Origin of the sequence: Coprococcus sp. OM06-34AC, assembly GCF_003462545.1 — a bacterium.
Lineage (GTDB): Bacteria > Bacillota > Clostridia > Lachnospirales > Lachnospiraceae > Coprococcus > Coprococcus aceti.
The window spans coordinates 27789-45334 of the sequence record NZ_QTZF01000009.1; the positions used below are offsets into that span (position 1 = coordinate 27789).

General features: G+C 45.4%; 14 protein-coding genes and 1 tRNA gene. 3 read left to right on the plus strand and 12 right to left on the minus strand.

The features are described 5' to 3' along the window. Nucleotide 1: 1 nt before the first annotated feature. The 5 genes from iorA to DXB91_RS13155 form a co-directional block, all read right to left on the minus strand. Entirely contained in the window at nt 2-1744 is a 1743-nt protein-coding gene (gene iorA / locus DXB91_RS13135; RefSeq protein WP_117875355.1) for an indolepyruvate ferredoxin oxidoreductase subunit alpha, read from the minus strand. Between the two features lie 175 nt (nt 1745-1919). Beyond that, nucleotides 1920-3758, minus strand: a complete 1839-nt coding sequence (locus DXB91_RS13140) for a vWA domain-containing protein (protein WP_117875356.1) — start codon at nt 3756-3758, stop codon at nt 1920-1922. 118 nt (nt 3759-3876) lie between these two features. Beyond that, nucleotides 3877-4587: a hypothetical protein gene (locus tag DXB91_RS13145; protein WP_117875357.1), complete on the minus strand. Its 711-nt coding sequence runs from the start codon at nt 4585-4587 to the stop codon at nt 3877-3879. Continuing rightward, the gene (locus DXB91_RS13150; protein WP_015533439.1) at nt 4584-5102 is read right to left on the minus strand and encodes an RNA polymerase sigma factor; all 519 of its coding nucleotides are present in this window, start codon (nt 5100-5102) and stop codon (nt 4584-4586) included. Before DXB91_RS13150 ends, DXB91_RS13145 begins: the two co-directional genes overlap by 4 nt. Nucleotides 5103-5191: 89 nt before the next feature. Continuing rightward, the gene (locus DXB91_RS13155; RefSeq protein WP_117875358.1) at nt 5192-6133 is read right to left on the minus strand and encodes a hypothetical protein; all 942 of its coding nucleotides are present in this window, start codon (nt 6131-6133) and stop codon (nt 5192-5194) included. Between the two features lie 181 nt (nt 6134-6314). Here DXB91_RS13155 and DXB91_RS13160 point away from each other — a divergent pair, with 181 nt between their 5' ends. After that, on the plus strand, nt 6315-7034 hold the full coding sequence (locus DXB91_RS13160) for a GTP pyrophosphokinase (protein ID WP_015533441.1): 720 nt from the start codon (nt 6315-6317) through the stop codon (nt 7032-7034). A 124-nt stretch (nt 7035-7158) separates the two neighbouring features. Next, nucleotides 7159-7232: transfer RNA gene (locus DXB91_RS13165), tRNA-Arg, on the plus strand. Between the two features lie 124 nt (nt 7233-7356). Here DXB91_RS13165 and DXB91_RS13170 read toward each other — a convergent pair. The 3 genes from DXB91_RS13170 to DXB91_RS13180 form a co-directional block, all read right to left on the minus strand. Continuing rightward, nucleotides 7357-7785 carry a hypothetical protein gene (locus DXB91_RS13170; RefSeq protein ID WP_004853714.1) on the minus strand — a complete coding sequence of 143 codons (429 nt, stop codon included), beginning with the start codon at nt 7783-7785 and terminating at the stop codon, nt 7357-7359. Between the two features lie 71 nt (nt 7786-7856). Beyond that, entirely contained in the window at nt 7857-8624 is a 768-nt protein-coding gene (locus tag DXB91_RS13175; protein WP_055147939.1) for a hypothetical protein, read from the minus strand. A 139-nt stretch (nt 8625-8763) separates the two neighbouring features. Next, entirely contained in the window at nt 8764-9711 is a 948-nt protein-coding gene (locus DXB91_RS13180; protein WP_243002951.1) for a hypothetical protein, read from the minus strand. Between the two features lie 230 nt (nt 9712-9941). On the opposite strand from DXB91_RS13180, the gene DXB91_RS13185 reads away from it, so the two are divergent. Further along, entirely contained in the window at nt 9942-10172 is a 231-nt protein-coding gene (locus DXB91_RS13185; RefSeq protein WP_117875359.1) for a hypothetical protein, read from the plus strand. 64 nt (nt 10173-10236) lie between these two features. Here DXB91_RS13185 and sstT read toward each other — a convergent pair whose 3' ends face one another. From sstT to DXB91_RS13205, 4 genes are all read right to left on the minus strand, one after another. Further along, the gene (gene sstT, locus DXB91_RS13190) at nt 10237-11487 is read right to left on the minus strand and encodes a serine/threonine transporter SstT (RefSeq protein ID WP_015533446.1); all 1251 of its coding nucleotides are present in this window, start codon (nt 11485-11487) and stop codon (nt 10237-10239) included. A 246-nt stretch (nt 11488-11733) separates the two neighbouring features. Next, nucleotides 11734-12849 (minus strand): 5-methyltetrahydropteroyltriglutamate--homocysteine S-methyltransferase, encoded by a 1116-nt coding sequence (locus tag DXB91_RS13195; protein ID WP_117875360.1) that lies wholly within the window; start codon nt 12847-12849, stop codon nt 11734-11736. 131 nt (nt 12850-12980) lie between these two features. Then, a complete protein-coding gene (locus DXB91_RS13200; RefSeq protein WP_118018410.1) occupies nt 12981-14825 on the minus strand; it encodes an ABC transporter ATP-binding protein in 1845 nt (614 codons plus the stop codon). 3 nt (nt 14826-14828) lie between these two features. After that, nucleotides 14829-17021: an ABC transporter ATP-binding protein gene (locus DXB91_RS13205; RefSeq protein ID WP_118018412.1), complete on the minus strand. Its 2193-nt coding sequence runs from the start codon at nt 17019-17021 to the stop codon at nt 14829-14831. Nucleotides 17022-17546 lie beyond the last annotated feature (525 nt).

Here is a 17546-nt window from a genome sequence, read left to right on the forward strand (position 1 = left end):
ATTAGAACTCCTCCCTTTCTATAGCATCGAACTTACAACGCTTCATGCACAGTCCACAGCCTGTACAGAGTGTGTCATCTATACGGATGGTTCCATCCTCCTGCCTGATAACTGCAGGGCATCCAGGCTTTAAGCACATACCGCACTTCTTGCACTTCTCAGGTATTGCCTTGCATCTTCCTGTTATCTTAGTCGTCTTCAAGAGTACACAAGGTGACTTTGTGATGATGACTGATACCTCATCCTTTGCTGTCTCCTCCTTGATGAGCTTCTTAAGACCTTCTATATCAAATGCATTTATCTCATGGACGTTCTGGATTCCCAGTGCCTTGCAGAGATTGTAAATATCAATGGCATATGTAGGATCTCCCATCAGTGTCTTACCTGTTGCGGCGTGATCCTGATGTCCTGTCATACCTGTTGTCGAGTTGTCAAGTATGATGACTGTTCCTGTGCTCTGGTTGTATACCATGTTCATGAGTGAGTTCACACCTGTGTGAAGGAATGTTGAATCACCTATGACCGCTACCCAGTTCTTGATATAATCCTTGCCCTTTGCCTTCTCCATTCCATGAAGGGTAGAGATGGATGAACCCATGCAGACTGTTGTGTCAATAACACTGAGCGGTGCGACAGCTCCGAGTGTGTAACATCCGATATCTCCTGCAGCGTGGATCTTCAGCTCTGAGAGGACTGAGAATACGCTTCTGTGTGGACATCCTGGACAGAGGATAGGTGGTCTAGCTGGAACCTGAGCAGCCTCGACTGTCTCTACCTTCTCGCCGAGAAGCTTCTCTCTGAGCATATTTGCGCTGTACTCACCCTGAACTGTAAGCAGCTCCTTGCCGACTGCATCTATTCCCCATGATCTGACCTGAGTCTCGATATGTGGCTCAAGCTCCTCGATGACATACACCTTGTCTACCTGTGCACAGAAGTCCTCGATCATCTTTCTTGGGAGTGGATTTACCATGCCAAGCTTTAAGACTGATGCGTTTGGCATAGCCTCTCTGACATACTGGTAAGGGATACCGCTGGTGATGACACCCACACTCTTGTCTCTCATCTCAACTCTGTTGATCGGCATGTCAGCTCCGTCTGCTGCCATGTCCTTGAGTCTCTGCTCTACAAATACATGACGTGGTATAGCGTTACCAGGCATCATGACATATTTCTTTATATTTCTCTCATATGGCTTGTCAGGAATCTCCTGTCTGTCACAGAGCTCTACAACGCCCTGTGAGTGTGAGAGTCTTGTGGTTGTACGGAGCATTACAGGAGTATCATACTTCTCACTCAGCTCAAATGCATACTTTGTGAAATCCTTTGCCTCCTGGCTGTCTGATGGCTCAACAACTGGGATCATGGCTGTTCTTGCTACAAGTCTTGAATCCTGCTCATTCTGTGATGAGTACATTCCAGGATCATCTGCTGCAACAAGTACCATACCTCCGTTCACACCTGTGTATGCTGCGGTGAACAGCGGATCTGATGCCACGTTCACACCTACATGTTTCATCGACACTATTGATCTCACTCCCGCAAATGATGCACCGATCGCTACCTCTGTGGCTACCTTCTCATTTGGTGACCACTCTGAGTAGATATCTCCTTTGTACTGCACCATGTTCTCACTGATCTCTGTACTTGGTGTTCCAGGATATGCCGCTGATACCTTGACACCCGCTTCATAACAGCCTCTGGCGATGGCTGCGTTACCAAGCATAATCTTTTTTTCGCCCATGAATCTTACCCTTCCTGTCTATATTGATATTCTTGTTTTTATTTTTTCGTCTTAATTGACACTCTAATTTGTTATTATACAAGAATTATCAATAAAATAAAAGAGTTTTATACAATGTGATTACAAAGTGTGATTACAAAGCCATATCGAACAGCTCCTCTTATCGACATTTTTCCTAGTCAGTTATATTCTGCGTCTGACGTACCATGTCTGCAAAGCCCTGCCACTGCATATCGATAATATCGCCACTGCCGGCTGAACTGTCCACCTTACCGCCAACAAGAGCCATAACCATATCAAAATCTGCAGAACCCACATACTCACTGTTTTTGAGGATCATACCATAGGCCGCCACGGCACTTGCCGCACTCATGTCAACGGACATTTCGCTGCTGTAGCTGTCAGTCTTCACCACACGGCTCACAAGACTGCTCTTATCCCCATCCGGCTCCTTGTATCTTACGTTCACTGTCGCAAGCTCACCGGTATAGTCCTCTGCGCTATCAGACTTATCCTTAACGTCTTGTGATGCAGTCTCCGATGTATTTGCCTGATTGGAATCCTGTCCGTATTTGTGCTCGGCTGCAGGCACATCGAAGTCTGATCCCGCAGGCACTATCTCATAGAGCACCGTCACCATATGTCCTGCGCCTATCTCGCCGCCGTCCACAGCGTCATTTGCAAAGTCCGCATCCGCAAGGGCGCAGTTCTCATAACCTATCTGCCTGTAACCCTTGACATTTGCCGGATTGACCTCTATCTGAAACTTCACATCCTTGGCAACGGTGTTCAGAGTTCCGCCCATCTCGTCCACCAGCACCTTCTTTGCCTCATACGCAGAATCTATAAACGCATAGCTTCCATCACCATTATCAGCAAGAGCCTCAAGCTTGTTGTCCTTCAAATTGTCCGTTCCAAACCCAAGCACGCTGAGAAAAATGTTGTTTTCCTTCTTCTCCTCGGTTATCAGATCCACAAGGTCGCTCTCACTGGTAAGCCCCACGTTCAGATCCCCGTCCGTTGCAAGTATGACACGGTTGTTGCCTCCCTCTATAAAGTTCTTCTCCGCCAGCTCGTAAGCTGTGATGATGGCATCTCCGCCGTTGGTACAGCCCTCGGCTGTCATACTTGAAAGCGCCTCATTTATCGTGTACTGCTCTGAGCCGGATGTGCCCGAGAGCACCACCGTATCCTCACCCGCATATGTGACTATGCTCACCTTGTCGTTCTCATCCAGATTCTCCGCCAGCATGGCAAATGACTGCTGCACGAGTGGGAGTTTGTTATCTTCATACATGGATCCCGAGGTGTCGATCAGGAACACCAGATTTGAAGGCTTCTTGTCTCCAAAATCTATTTCATCCGTGTTGATTCCAACCATCATGAGCTTTGTGGCCTTATTCCACGGGCAGTCCGAATATTCTGTGTATATGGAGAACTTCTCTCCATCCTCAGGCTTCCTTCTGTAGTCATAGGTAAAATAGTTCAGCATCTCTTCTATTCTCACCGCTCCGTCCGGTGGGAGACAGCCTGACTCTATATACGACCTGACGTTGCTGTATGATGCCGTATCCCTGTCCGCCGCAAATGTGGAGAGAGGTCTGTCCGATGTGGATACAAATCCATTCTCCGCCACGCTGTCATACTCTCTCGTATCGTAGGCGATCTCTGTATACATAGAATTTGAAGTATCTGTCACCATCGCTGTATCTCCATCGACTGTTGCCACATCACAAGCTTCCTCCGCATACATAACATCATTCGACGTACTGTTGAATATTCCACTCAAGCCATTGTCCTGCAACGACTTCTTTTTTTGCTTACTTTCTTTTTCCCTGTACTTTTCTGCGATCCCTGTTATCTCTGTCTTATCCCCATTTTGTTTTTCAAGGCGCATTCCCCTGCCATCTACTGCATCATCGTTACCACAGCCCGTAAGACCTCCTACCATCATAACCCCTACCATAACTGCGCATATGGATCTTGCAAATATTTTTGAATTATATTTCATCATAAAAAATCCCTCCGTAATATGAATTTCAAGCTACCGGTCAAGCTTTATATTCTATATACGAAGGGATTATTATTTTTTATGGTAATTTCTGTATTTTTTAATTTTTGATTTGTTTGTGCTATTCTGCCCTCTCAAATCTGTACCAGTTGCCCTCAACCTTCACTACAAGGCTGCCATCATCACACACAATGTAGGCTGAGTTTCTGGATGGGTTCATGTCAAAGTTGACCTCGCCGTCATTTGCCGGCACGCCATCGGTGTAGCTCTCAGCGTAGGCCGCTTTGCTCTCATCCACGCTGTCAGCATCGACCATGTCGTATGTGTCCCTGTAGAGCACACCATCCAACATGATCATGGGGATATAGTCAGCACTATTCACAGAATTCTGAGCATCAGTATTTCTCTGTACATCATAACTCGCCGTGGCGTTTTCTGCCATTTCAGCAGCATCGCTTTGAATATCGTCTGCCGCAGCCGCGTCACTTTCTTGTGCATAATAACTTTCATTCGAAGTCACCTTCACACTGTTGTCCTGCGCTGTCTTATCGCTTGCCCTCTTACGGCTGTTCCTTAACGGTCCGGCTACGATCAGCACACACACCACTGCCGCTGCCACAAGACCGGAAACGATCTGGATGGTTCTTCTGTTCCTGTCTTTACGGTCTTTCTTGACTCCAAACTTCTTATCTCCAGATTTCTTATCCTGCACCCGATGCGCATCCACCGCATCAAGTCCTGCCTCTATTTTTCCCCAGAGATCAGGTGCATCCATATTCTCTATATATTTGTCAGCTATTTCCTTTTCCAGTTCATCTTCATGTCTGTTCATAGTCTGCACCTCCTAAGTCTCTTAATCGCACTGTTGTAAAGCCACGTGACTGTTCCCATCGGCTTGCCAACTATCTCTGATATCTCTCTGAAGGTAAATCCTCCAGCCACCTTCATATCAACTATCTCCCGCTCATCAGGCTTAAGCGACTCCATGGCCACCTTCAGTGACACGCTGTTCACAACCTGTTCCTCCATGCTGCCACTCTGCCCAGTCTCCGGTATCTCATCCACCAGAGCCTCACGGTCTATCTTCCTGATCCTGTCCACCGCCATATTCCGGGCGATCGTGACCAACCATTTCTTATGTCCATTTCCCGGCTTATAGCTTCCCGCAATGCTATACAGCTTGATGAAGAATTCCGATGTCACATCCTCAGCCTCCTCGCGCTGTCCTATGGTGTCGTACACCACAGCATATATGAGCTTCAGATACGCATCATATATGTGCCGCAGGCTATCCCTGTCGCCCGCCGCCATCGCAGACATGCACTGTTCAAATTCTCTGTCTGTCATAGCTCCCTCCTCATGATAATATACGTTATATCAACTGATTTTTATGGAATGTCATTTAACTTTTTAATCTTTTCCGCCTATTTACAACATCATATCTTCCGCATGGCGGCAAATCCCATCACGTAATTTTTCCTGCCACCGGCCGTGTCAAATGGCCATACCATATGGCGGCTGTCAACCAGCTCCACGTCGTAGTTCATATGAAGCGACATATCCTTCATGAGCTGTGCCACACCTTCTATGTGCTCCACCGACTTCATCGTCTCCACATCCCGCCTGTCAAATGCATTTGCAAGCTTCTCTGCGCATGTCTGATCCTCACATGCAGCGACCTCATATCCATATATGAGGACATCCTTTGTCATATGGTACATGTAGTCATTGAGTCTCTCCACCGCCGCCTCGTTCAGCCCCGAGATGGCACTGCTTATGAGTCTAAGATCCTCGTCATGATAATTGTCCCTGTAGTGGTAAAGCAATGCCGCAAATCTGGAATTGAGCTGGCTGTGAAGCCCGACCGCCACACTGTAATCAAATATATCAAGATACCTGTCGGTGTCATTTACTATATCCCCAGGTTCCGTTCTGCCAATATATTTACCGGAATTGGCAGTCGCTATGCCTGTCAGGAACTCAAGTATATGCTCGGTGTCCTCACAGTCCTCAAGCATCGCCTCATACAAGCGGTACTGGTCATCGTCTACATGCCAGAATGGAATATCCGCTATTATATAATCCTGTTCCTTCAGCCCATATTCCCTGACTGCCGAAAGCACAGCTTCCCTGTCTCTGTCTATGAGCACCAGCCTGTAATTATCTGCCAATCTTCCTATATCTATATCGCCGGCCGGCCCTATTCCCCACAGTGCAAGCACAGGCTTTGAATTCGCTGCATCTGCATCCTGCCCGGATTCTTTTTTTACCCGGCAGTTATTTTCTATATATTCCGTCACCTCACGTCTGTACTGTTCCCATCCCACATAGGAATCCGGTATACGCTCCATGGCGATCATCTCATCAAAATAGCTCATTGTCTTCTCCTGACTCTGTGAACTGACAAACAAAGCAAAAGGATTATGCCTGTCAGTATTTATTGATCATTCACAGGTATTTTATAAAATTTTATTTTTAAGCACAAGTGGAATGTAGTATAATACACATAGTTGTGCAACAGGACACACCATTCCAGTTTTTTTACATTTTGGAGGAGTTATGGAATCAATACAGACAAACGCTCTGAACAGCAAATACATCAATTCACTCCTGCGCCCGGAGGAAAATCCTTTCATGCAGGAGATGCAGAGTTTTGAGGAGATCATGATGATGTATTCATGTGCCATCAGAGAGGTGAAGACAAAATTTGAAGTGCTGAACGATGATTTCAGCGTAAGATATAAGAGAAATCCTATAGAATTCATACAGTCAAGGATCAAAAAGCCTGTCAGCATTGCCAAAAAGCTTGCAAGCAAGGGCTGTCCGGTTACATGTGCAAGTATACTGAACAATCTGGATGACGTCGCCGGAATAAGAGTCATCTGCCCATTCATCGATGACATATACATGGTGGCAGAAAAGCTCATAAGTCAGGACGACATCACCCTGATCGAGGCAAAAGACTACATATCGCATCCAAAGCCAAATGGCTACCGCAGTCTGCATGTCATAGTCGAGATTCCTGTGTTCTTCGCAGACCACACAAGGAATATGCGTGTGGAGGTACAGATCAGAACAATCGCGATGGACTTCTGGGCGAGCCTAGATCACCAGCTCAGATATAAGAAGGATATCCCGAACGTAGACATGATATCCGCAAGACTTAAGAAATGCGCAGATGTGATATCCGCAACAGACCTTGAGATGCAGTCCATCAAGAACAGCATATATGGTCAGAGGTATATTCCTGAACTTAAGAGAGAATCACCTGAAGAATAACTACAGTTATTTATTACTGATATTTTTCAACCTCAGGTTGAATGAAAAAATTGAAATATTTGCAACTTTTTATTTGACATTTGCTCAAACCTGTTGTAATATAACTGATGTTGTTAATCAACATGTGTGCATAGCTCAGCTGGATAGAGCACTTGGCTACGGACCAAGGTGTCGGGGGTTCGAATCCTCTTGCGCACGTGACAGAAGCTGTCTGAATTATTTCAGACAGCTTTTTTGTTTCATCAAAACTACTTTATAACAGCCAAATATTATTCATAAAAAAAGCCAGGGGTGCGGCTATAAGCTTTATTTACATAAAGTGCTACTCCCTGCTCCCCAGATATTCTTCCACCTTCTCCGGCGTATCCAGTCTCAGCCGTACAATAGTCATCATGATCATGTATCGCAGGACTTCCTTTAATATCTCTTCGTCAAACTGCGACTTCATATTTTCCGGATACGCATGTACGAGAAAATGCACATTGTAGGCATCGCCCTGTCTTGAGATAAATGCACTCACATAGAGGCCATTCATGACCGCTGTTATGATGTCGTCATCCGTGATCTGTATATTTATCTTATACATCTTTGATATAAACTTTACCGTCTTGTCTTCTTTTACGAGAAAACGCCTGTCTGTAATCTCTCCTATGGAAAAGTTCTGTTTATGGAGTGTTATCGCCTGCAGGAATTCTGATTCCCTGTCATTCTCAATTATATAATCATATATATCATTCGGTGTGTATGCCATATTGTTCAAGTTATCCTTTCATCTATTTGTCTATATGCTAAGCGCTTTTGTCTATCACTCGTCCGGAGTCGTCACGTCACACTGCCCATCGTAAGTCCGATCACAAATACCACAAATGCACCAATCGTAAGCACATACCACTCGATAACACGGACTGTAAGTTCCCAGTCAGACGGCTCAACATCATACAGGTTTCTCACCCTGGGCCACATGGCCAATCTGAAAAGTTCATCTGGAAACAGCATACTTACGACCGCAATGATGCATATAATGATTCCGAATATATATAATACTATATTTCCTCTGTTTGTAGTCTGCGGACCAGTAATAAACTTCACTATTTCATAAATATCCGGCGGATTTGCATAATAATCTCCTAAAACCACATCAAACTCGTTGGTCATCGTGCCGTCCGCATTGTATACCATGTATCCATCTTTTGAGACAGCGCCTCTAAAAAACACCTTATCACCCGCCATGATCTTTACTCCGATATAATCATCAGATGATAACATGCCGTTCTCCGTCCCTGCCGGTATGGCAGAATAATCCTCCATCCAGCTATATGGTCCATATGTTACGTCTCTATACCCATCTCCTGTAAATCGATGATAACACTTAAATTCTATGCTCTGGTCATCATATACTATGATACTTGTATGTCCATCTGTATATGTCACATTTCCCTGTTCTTCTTTTCGGGTCAGAAAGTCACCCCTGAATTCTATTCCCTTTATGGACATTATAATCGGATAAATTATGGAAAATGCTATGATCATTGCCACTATAATGCTCATCAGAACCTTTTGCGTCCTGGATAAATTCTTTATTCTCTCCATATACATTTCCCCCTTCGATCAGGAATTTTCTGTTATCTCCACGAGCTACGAAACATACTCTGCAGATTTCAAATACATATCGACTGCCTATATTATCCTCCCATGCTATCCGCAGCCCCTGACTACTGCCCGCGCGCGCCTAGAACAGATCCAGCGTATTGTCAAGATATATCTCTTCTCTTACCCTCAGCTGGTACTCTGGCTTTGTCATATAGTATAGCAGAAATTCCAGCACTATGGCACTTCCAAGACCTCTTCCCTCTATCTTGAAATTGGAAAATCCCATCGGCAGGCAAATGTTCCTTATATCATCTATACCTATAAATCCCGGATTCTCCATCGCTTTTGAGAAACGATAGCCACCTGCTGCGTTCGGCGATGTACAGCGGTGAATTGATTTCTCACCGAGAGCCATACGGCTCACATCCTCATAGCAGGCTTTCCTGTCCTGACAGGAGAACCAACAGCATTCGTTGCACAGGAATTCCACCTTGTCTTTCTGCTTTTGCGTAAGCGCCCCCAGCCTGTCAAATGATTTGTTCAGCCGGAAATCCGGCACAACATATCGGAATTCATCCCGGTCAAGCTCTGCCGAAAACTGGTCAAAGTCCGTAATGACCTTTGTTGTAGATGAAACCATATACAGCCCCGGATAATTCTCCCGAAGATAGTCGAGCAACAGATCCGAATGGACTATGACACCGTTTTGAATATCCCCCTTCTCAAACGCTCTGCACAAATCATTACACCGTTTATCCGCAAGATTTTCCGGTCTTAACAATGAGTTGCTGAAGGTCAGCCTCGCCGATATTCCATACTCACTCATAAGCTCCAGCACATCTCTGGCACCGCTGTCACCATATCCCACTCTGCCACCGCCCCAGAGGCAGTCACCCGGTGCGCCATACACCGAGCCGATATCACACCAGTCGTAAAAATATTCCCTGTGCTCACGGTATAGTGGCAGGAATACCTTGTACAGCTCGTAGAATTCAAAAAGTCCGGGCAGATGGTAATGTGCCTTGTATTCTGTTTTGTTATTACCTGTCTCTGGCTTTGATCTGCCAGACAATGGCTCATTCCCCATAGTGTTCATTTTCCTGTTTTTCTTTCAGTTCTCATATGTTATCTTAATTTCCGCATACTGTCTACAATTATATAAAAGTTCTTCATCTGTTGCAAACCATGTTTAGGATATTGTATATTTGAAAGAGTCATCGACCACCCAAAGATCAAAAAGAGGAAGAATGTCGATGCGGAGCTGGATAAGTTTCTGTAGGCAATACAAACAAACTGCAACGGAGGTTATTATTTATTATGGGGAATACATTCAGGGAAGTTAAGTGTTTCAAATGCGGACACATTTTTATGTGGCAGAAAGATGGTATAGAATATCAGTCTGAATATCGTCTGGAAAGCACCAGCGAACTGCTGGGAATTGCGGCATGTCCTAAATGCGGAACGGATATGTTGGTAATTCCGCATGTTCTTGAGGGAATCTCTAAAGATTCAAATGGAATTGTGGAATCAGGGATACGGGGAATATAAAGACAAAAACAACCGGGTATGTTTCTTCCTGAACATGCCCGGTTATTTTTTATATGGGAATATCCTACTCATCTGGATTCACGATGGCGCCTATCTTAAACTCTCTGCCGTCCTTTTGCCACTGTCTGTACTCCGCTGTAGCGGCAAAGAGTACATCTCCCGATGAGTTGATTGCCGTCTCAAGTGAATCCTGGACCACTCCGATGATCATTCCGACAGCAACAGCCTGCATGGATATATCCTGTGGGATTCCAAACAGCGAGCACGCCATAGGAATAAGCAACAGCGAACCTCCCGCAACACCTGAGGCACCGCACGCGCCAAGGGTTGCCATAAGACTGAGCATGAGTGCTGTCGGAACGTCAACCGACACTCCCATGGTATTTGCAACGGAAAGCGCCATTATAGTTATAGTGATGGCGGCACCATCCATATTGATGGTCGCGCCAAGCGGTATGGATACCGAATACACATCCGGGTCAAGTCCAAGTCTTTTGCAAAGTGACATGTTCACTGGGATATTTGCCGCAGAACTTCTGGTGAAGAACGCCGTCACACCTGACTCTCTGAGGCATCTCCACGCAAGTGGATATGCATTTCTCCTTAAGACGATAGTCGCAAGGAGCGGATCTACGATCAATGCAACCATAAGCATGGCGCCCACAAGCACAAGCAACAATCTGCCATATTCCTTGAATATCGACAATCCACTCTCCGATACTGTCGTGAACACAAGTCCCATGATTCCAAATGGTGCGCACCCGATGATCCACCTCACGACGGTTGATACCGCATCCGATATGGATACAAGTGCAGATTTTATAGACTTGCTTGTCCGTCGCATGGCAAGTCCAAACAAAAGTGCCCATGCAAGTATGCAGAGATAATTTGCGTTGAGTATCGCATTTACGGGATTATCGGTGATGTTGAGCAAAAGATTCTGGAGGACCTCCATGATTCCCGATGGGACGACATCCGCCTGATATGATTCAAGGTCCAGTGTCATGGTTACAGGAAAAATAAAACTTGCGCTCACCGCCACTATCGCTGCGCACAGCGTGCTGAGCATATACATGATCGTCACCATACGGAACTGCTGGCCATTTCCCTTTCCTGCATTTGCAATTGAGCTGATGACAAGGGCAAACACCAGTATCGGCGCAATTGCCTTGAGCGCCCTGACGAACATGGTTCCGATCAGGCCTATTCCCGTTGCCCCCGGCACCAGAAGTCCCAGCACCGCACCGATCACTATTCCAACCAATATCTTCGCGATCAGCGACACCCTATTCCACATCTCTACAATCTTTTTCATGAATCTAACTCCTAACTATATCTATATTTCTGCTTTTTAACATACATTTTCTTTAGCATTCTTCTTTCTCAGAAGAAGTATCCTCACGAGCAAAAGCACTGGGAATATAACTCCCGCAAGGATTCCGCGTTTCTTAATAGTATCATATATCGATCAGGCTTGTATATAACAGATTTCATAACACAAAAAGCGGCGAACAGATTCTTGCTTCTGTTCGCCGCCACTTCACTTTTATAATACTCTATTTTATGACCATACTTCCTCTGCTATCTCCTTAACGAGCTTGAGCTTTGCCCACTGCTCTTCCTCTGTCAGCTTGTTTCCGATCTCACAAGATGCAAATCCACACTGAGGGCTCAGGCATAATCTGTCAAGTGGTACATACTTTGCAGCCTCATGGATCCTTGCAATGACCTTCTCCTTATCCTCAAGAACCGGAGATTTCGTTGTGATAAGTCCGAGCACGACCTTCTTGTTCTCTGAAACCTTTGCAAGAGGTGCAAATCCGCCCGATCTCTCATCGTCATACTCAAGGAACAGCGCATCTACATTCTCATTTGCAAATACATAATCTGCAACTGTGTCATAAGGACCGCTTGTGAAGAATGTTGAGTGGTAATTTCCTCTGCAGATATGTGAAGTGATGACCATATCCTCCGGCTTTCCTTCAAGGGCAAGATTGTTCACTGCAAGCAGCTCCTTCTTGACATCCTCAAGTGATATTCCAAGCGACCTATATCTCTGCTTTGCTGCATCCCCCACTATGGCTCCCCATGTACAATCGTCAAGCTGCAGGTTTCGGCATCCAGCATCATAGAACTGCTTAATAACATCCTGATAAGCCTTTCCGATATCCTGGATAAGCTCCTCATTTGTAGGATAGAACTTCCTTGTGTTTGCAATATTGTCAGGTACTATCATCTGCTGGAATGTCTGTGCAGGAGCCGGTATCGTATACTTTGCAACTGTATTCTCATCCTCGAACTGCTTTAAGAACTTGAAATATTCAACAAATGGATGAGCCTTTGCCTTTATCTTACCTACAAGATACGTATCATCAAGAACCGCAAGCTCTGCATCGAATTTCACACCATTTCCAGTGTTCTCATGGGCAACTCCATCAAGTCCCCACATAAAGTCAAGATGCCAGAATGTTCTTCTGAACTCGCCATCTGTGATCGCATGGAATCCAAGTTCCTTCTGCTTTGCAACGACCTTGGTAATCTCCTCATTAACAACTTTGTCGAACTCCTCCTTGGTGATCTTTCCGTCCCTGTATGCTGCCTTCGCATCCTTGAGTGCCTGTGGTCTCAGAAAGCTTCCTACAAAATCGTATCTGAAAGGTGTCTGTAATTTGCTCATATGTCTTTATCCTCCGTAGTGTTTTCTCGTTTTCTTAACTTGAGGATATTCTAGCAGGATAGGCTGTCCATGGAAAATACTATTATTTTGAGACTCGTCATAGTTTTAAGCTATGGGTATCTATAAATCCTTTAACTCCACTGCGAGTTATACAGATCCGCATAGAATCCATTCTGCGCCATGAGCTCGTCATGGTTACCTTGCTCTATGATGTCACCGTCCTTCATAACAAGGATTATGTCTGCATTCTTGATGGTTGACAGTCTGTGGGCTATGACAAAGCTTGTCCTGCCCTTCATCAGATTGTCCATGGCTCTCTGAATCCTGTGTTCTGTTCTCGTATCGACTGACGATGTAGCCTCATCGAGGATCAGGACCGGATTGTCAGCAAGAATTGCCCTTGCGATAGTTAAGAGCTGTTTCTGTCCCTGGGAGATATTTGTTATCTCCTCATTGAGCTCCATGTTGTATCCACCCGGAAGTGCCGAGATAAATCTATGTGCATGAGCTGCCTTTGCCGCTGCGATGACTTCCTCATCCGTGGCATCCAGTCTTCCGTATCTGATATTCTCCATGATAGTGCCCTTGAACAGCCATGTATCCTGAAGCACCATGCCAAATACATCCCTGAGCTCACGTCTGTTGAAGTTCTTAATATTGTGTCCGTCCAGTAGTATAGCACCGCCATTCACGTCGTAGAATCTCATGAGCAGCTTGACCATGGTGGTCTTACCCGCTCCGGTAGGTCCGACTATAGCTACCTGCTGTCCCGGTTTTACATGGGCTGAGAAATCCTTGATGATGATCTGATCCGGGTTGTATCCGAACTTTACATGCTCAAATGTTACCTCACCCTTGATTCCCTCTGTGGATACAGGATTCTCTACTATCTGCTCCTCTTCTTTCTCTTCAAGAAGTTCAAATACTCGCTCAGCGGCTGCTGCCATCTGCTGCATCATATTTGTGACCTGGGCAACCTGCTGAACTGGCTGTGTGAGGTTCTTCACGTACTGTATAAATGCCTGGATATCACCTATCTGGATAGTTCCTCTGATCGCAAGAGCCGCACCTGATATGGCAACTGCCACATAGCCCAGATTACCGACAAACATCATAATAGGCTGCATCAATCCTGAGAAGAACTGTGACTTCCATGCTGACTTGTACAGAGTCTCATTTGTCTCATGGAACTCTCTTCTAACGTCGTTCTCCTTATTGAACGCTTTTATGACATTGTGTCCGCCATACACCTCTTCAACCTGCCCGTTTATGTGTCCCACGTATTCCTGCTGCTGCTTGAAGAATCTCTGGGATTTCTTGATGACAAACATCATGAGCATGATACTTATCGGAAGTATCAGCACTGATATAAGTGTCATAAGCGGGCTGATCGTGAGCATCATCACAATTACACCGATGACCGTACTAACCGATGTGATGAGCTGTGTGATACTCTGGTTCAGACCATTTCCCATGGTATCTATATCATTTGTAATCCTTGAAAGTACCTCGCCATAGGTTCTGCTCTCAAAGTAACTCATCGGCATCCTGTTGATCTTCTCGGACACCTCACGTCTCATCCTGTAGCACACCTTCTGTGTGATACCGGTCATGATGAAGCCCTGTACAAAGCTAAATGCCACACTCAGCACATACAGGCCAAGACAGAACAGCAATATCTTACCGATATACGTGAAATCAATTCCGCCGTTGCCTGTTATCTTGTTCATGATTCCCTCGGACAGGACTGTTGTCGCCTTGCCGAGTACCTTCGGACATACTACGTTGAATACCGTACTTCCAATTGCAAATATAGCAACGACAACAACCGCGGCCTTGTACTTGCCTATATATCTGAATAACTTTCCTATCGTTCCCTTAAAGTCCTTGGCTTTATCGCCGCCCATCATAGGACCGTGGCCTCTTCTAGGACCTCTGAAACTTCTCTGATTATTTGTCTGATTCTGTTCTGACATGTCCTACACCTGCCTTTCTGAGTCAGTTCCAAGACTGGCCGCTATCTCCGATGGAGAAAGCTGTGACTCGGCTATCTGCCTGTACTCCTCACAGGTCTGCATGAGTTCCTTGTGAGTTCCCTTGCCGACTATCGTACCCTCGTCAAGCACAAGTATCTGATCTGCTGAGAGTATAGTGCTTACACGCTGTGCAACGATAAATACCGTGCTGTCATTTATGTGCTCGCCAAGTGCCTTTCTGACTGCCACATCCGTCTTGAAATCAAGCGCCGAAAAGCTGTCGTCAAATATCAGGATCTTCGGCTTTCTTGCTATGGCTCTGGCTATAGCAAGACGCTGTTTCTGACCACCGGACACATTTCCACCGCCCTGAGCAACCGCACTGTCGTAACCATGCTCCTTCTCCTCTATGAAGTCGGATGCCTGGGAAATCTCAGCTGCAAGCTTGACATCTTCATCAGATGCATCCGGTGCACCGAATCTTATATTGGACGCAATCGTTCCCGAGAACAGAATTCCCTTCTGCGGAACAAAACCGATATTCTGTCTCACGCTCTCCATAGTGAGGTCTCTTATATCCTGTCCGTCTATCGTTATCGAACCCTCCGTAACATCATAGAATCTCGGGAGGAGCTGAACCAGTGTACTCTTACCACAACCGGTACTTCCTATGATCGCCGTAGTCTGTCCAGGCTTGGCCTCAAATGAGATATTCTCAAGTACATTCTCATCTGCGCCCGGATATGCAAATGCGACATTGTCATACTTTACGACACCCCTTGGTGCTTCAAGCTTCTTTGCCCCGGCTGCGTCCTGAACTGTCACTTCAGTGTTTATGATCTCCTGTATTCTGTCTGCTGCCACGCTGGCACGAGGGAGCATGACTGACATCATGCTGAGCATAAGGAACGACATGATAATAAGCATTGTGTATGTAATAAATGCAGTCATTGATCCTACCTGAAGGACACCCGCATCAATCTTGTGGGCTGCCACCCACTCTATAAGTATGCTTATTGCATACATGATGAACATGAGTATAGGCATTGCAAATGTCATGACTCTGTTGACGAACAAGGTGTTCTTCGTCAGGTCTTTATTTGCCTCATCGAATCTCTCTTCCTCCCGTTCCTCTCTGCCAAATGCCCTGATAACCGGGATACCTGTAAGTATCTCTCTTGACACAAGGTTTACTCTGTCCACCAGTGTCTGCATAACTTTAAACTTTGGCATGGCAATGACCATAAGCGTTCCCATGAGGATCACAACTGCTGCTATACCGATGAATATTACCCAGCCCATTCCGGCTCCGTTCTCAACAACCTTGACGATTCCTCCAATAGAAAGTATCGGTGCATATAGAACCATTCTGAGCATCATAACTGTAACCATCTGTATCTGCTGGACATCATTTGTAGATCTCGTTATAAGAGATGCAGTTGAGAACTTGTTGATCTCAGCATCCGAAAATGCGATAACCTTGTTGAACACCTTCTCTCTGAGTCCGCAGGCAACGCTTGCCGCAACCCTTGACGCCACAAGTCCTATGAGAACCGCAGCTGCTGCCATGAGAAGTGACATTCCAAGCATCTTCACCGCTGCCCACTTCAGATATGACATCTGTCCTGCCTTATAATCGTAGCCAAAGCTGTCGTAGCATATTCTTGTACATGCTATGGCTGTGGATTCCATATAATCCTCACCCATGCTGTCGAGCATGCCATCAACCACAGGCTTCATCTGTTCACCGATCTGCGCCCACATCTCCTCCGGCATCTCGTCAAGGGTGATTCCCATCTTGTCGAGTCCTGCCTTGATCTCGTTGTCCTCGTCAGAGTTCACCATCTGATATGGATAGTAATACATCATAAGCCCCTTCATACAGGCACTATCCACTTCGTCTATGTGTTCCTCGCCATCTTCTGTCAGGTAATAATAACCATCCGAACCATCTTTATAATATTTCTCCCATACGGCTTTCTCATCGTCATCCATAAATCCGCCTATCACGTTGTAGGCTTTCTCTGGGATCTGTTTCGGACTGCAGTTCTCTATACCGTAGTTCTGTATACCGGTATCTATGAGCTTTGAGGTGTAGTCCGGAAGTGACAGATCACAGTATGCCTGCAGAACAAGAAGAAGGGCTATGATAATGACCGACTTCCAATATGGCTTCAGATTTCTGAATATCTGCATGTCATTTCCTCCTTGAACAATTATTAATCAGATGAATGTATCCCCCTCTAGTCTTTCTATGTGCACAACATAACATCACCTGTACCGGATCGCTCCCGCTCATTTCGGCCTACAGCGGTACTAAGGTGCCACTTACATGCCACCTAAGGACCGGTGGCCTCAAATGTCCTGTACAGGTGCTGTTATGTTGTACACGTTAATATACATTATGCAGGGATACATTCATCTGATATCTACGCTTTCTTCTGACGGAGAAAATGCCATGCTTTAGCTGACGTTGTTTTCCCCTTTACATTTTCAAGCGTATTCTTTCTTTAATTAAATATCTTTGAAAGTTTATCATTGCATATATTCTCAGTCAATTAAATATCTATAAAGATTTAATAATTTTTATGACAAAAACACAATAAAAATCTGATTATCCGCTAAAACACAGTATCTATCAGCATTTTCAAGGAAACAAACACATCAATTTACTACTTATTTACTACCATTGAATGAGCCTTGATACGCAAGTTTTCCTAG

Excerpts from the sequence above, each read along its gene's own strand:
- iorA (WP_117875355.1), bottom strand. The coding sequence starts at position 1,744 with ATGGGCGAAAAAAAGATTATGCTTGGTAACGCAGCCATCGCCAGAGGC.
- DXB91_RS13140 (WP_117875356.1), bottom strand. The coding sequence starts at position 3,758 with ATGATGAAATATAATTCAAAAATATTTGCAAGATCCATATGCGCAGTT.
- DXB91_RS13145 (WP_117875357.1), bottom strand. The coding sequence starts at position 4,587 with ATGAACAGACATGAAGATGAACTGGAAAAGGAAATAGCTGACAAATAT.
- DXB91_RS13150 (WP_015533439.1), bottom strand. The coding sequence starts at position 5,102 with ATGACAGACAGAGAATTTGAACAGTGCATGTCTGCGATGGCGGCGGGC.
- DXB91_RS13155 (WP_117875358.1), bottom strand. The coding sequence starts at position 6,133 with ATGAGCTATTTTGATGAGATGATCGCCATGGAGCGTATACCGGATTCC.
- DXB91_RS13160 (WP_015533441.1), top strand. The coding sequence starts at position 6,315 with ATGGAATCAATACAGACAAACGCTCTGAACAGCAAATACATCAATTCA.
- DXB91_RS13170 (WP_004853714.1), bottom strand. The coding sequence starts at position 7,785 with ATGGCATACACACCGAATGATATATATGATTATATAATTGAGAATGAC.
- DXB91_RS13175 (WP_055147939.1), bottom strand. The coding sequence starts at position 8,624 with ATGGAGAGAATAAAGAATTTATCCAGGACGCAAAAGGTTCTGATGAGC.
- DXB91_RS13180 (WP_243002951.1), bottom strand. The coding sequence starts at position 9,711 with ATGGGGAATGAGCCATTGTCTGGCAGATCAAAGCCAGAGACAGGTAAT.
- DXB91_RS13185 (WP_117875359.1), top strand. The coding sequence starts at position 9,942 with ATGGGGAATACATTCAGGGAAGTTAAGTGTTTCAAATGCGGACACATT.
- sstT (WP_015533446.1), bottom strand. The coding sequence starts at position 11,487 with ATGAAAAAGATTGTAGAGATGTGGAATAGGGTGTCGCTGATCGCGAAG.
- DXB91_RS13195 (WP_117875360.1), bottom strand. The coding sequence starts at position 12,849 with ATGAGCAAATTACAGACACCTTTCAGATACGATTTTGTAGGAAGCTTT.
- DXB91_RS13200 (WP_118018410.1), bottom strand. The coding sequence starts at position 14,825 with ATGTCAGAACAGAATCAGACAAATAATCAGAGAAGTTTCAGAGGTCCT.
- DXB91_RS13205 (WP_118018412.1), bottom strand. The coding sequence starts at position 17,021 with ATGCAGATATTCAGAAATCTGAAGCCATATTGGAAGTCGGTCATTATC.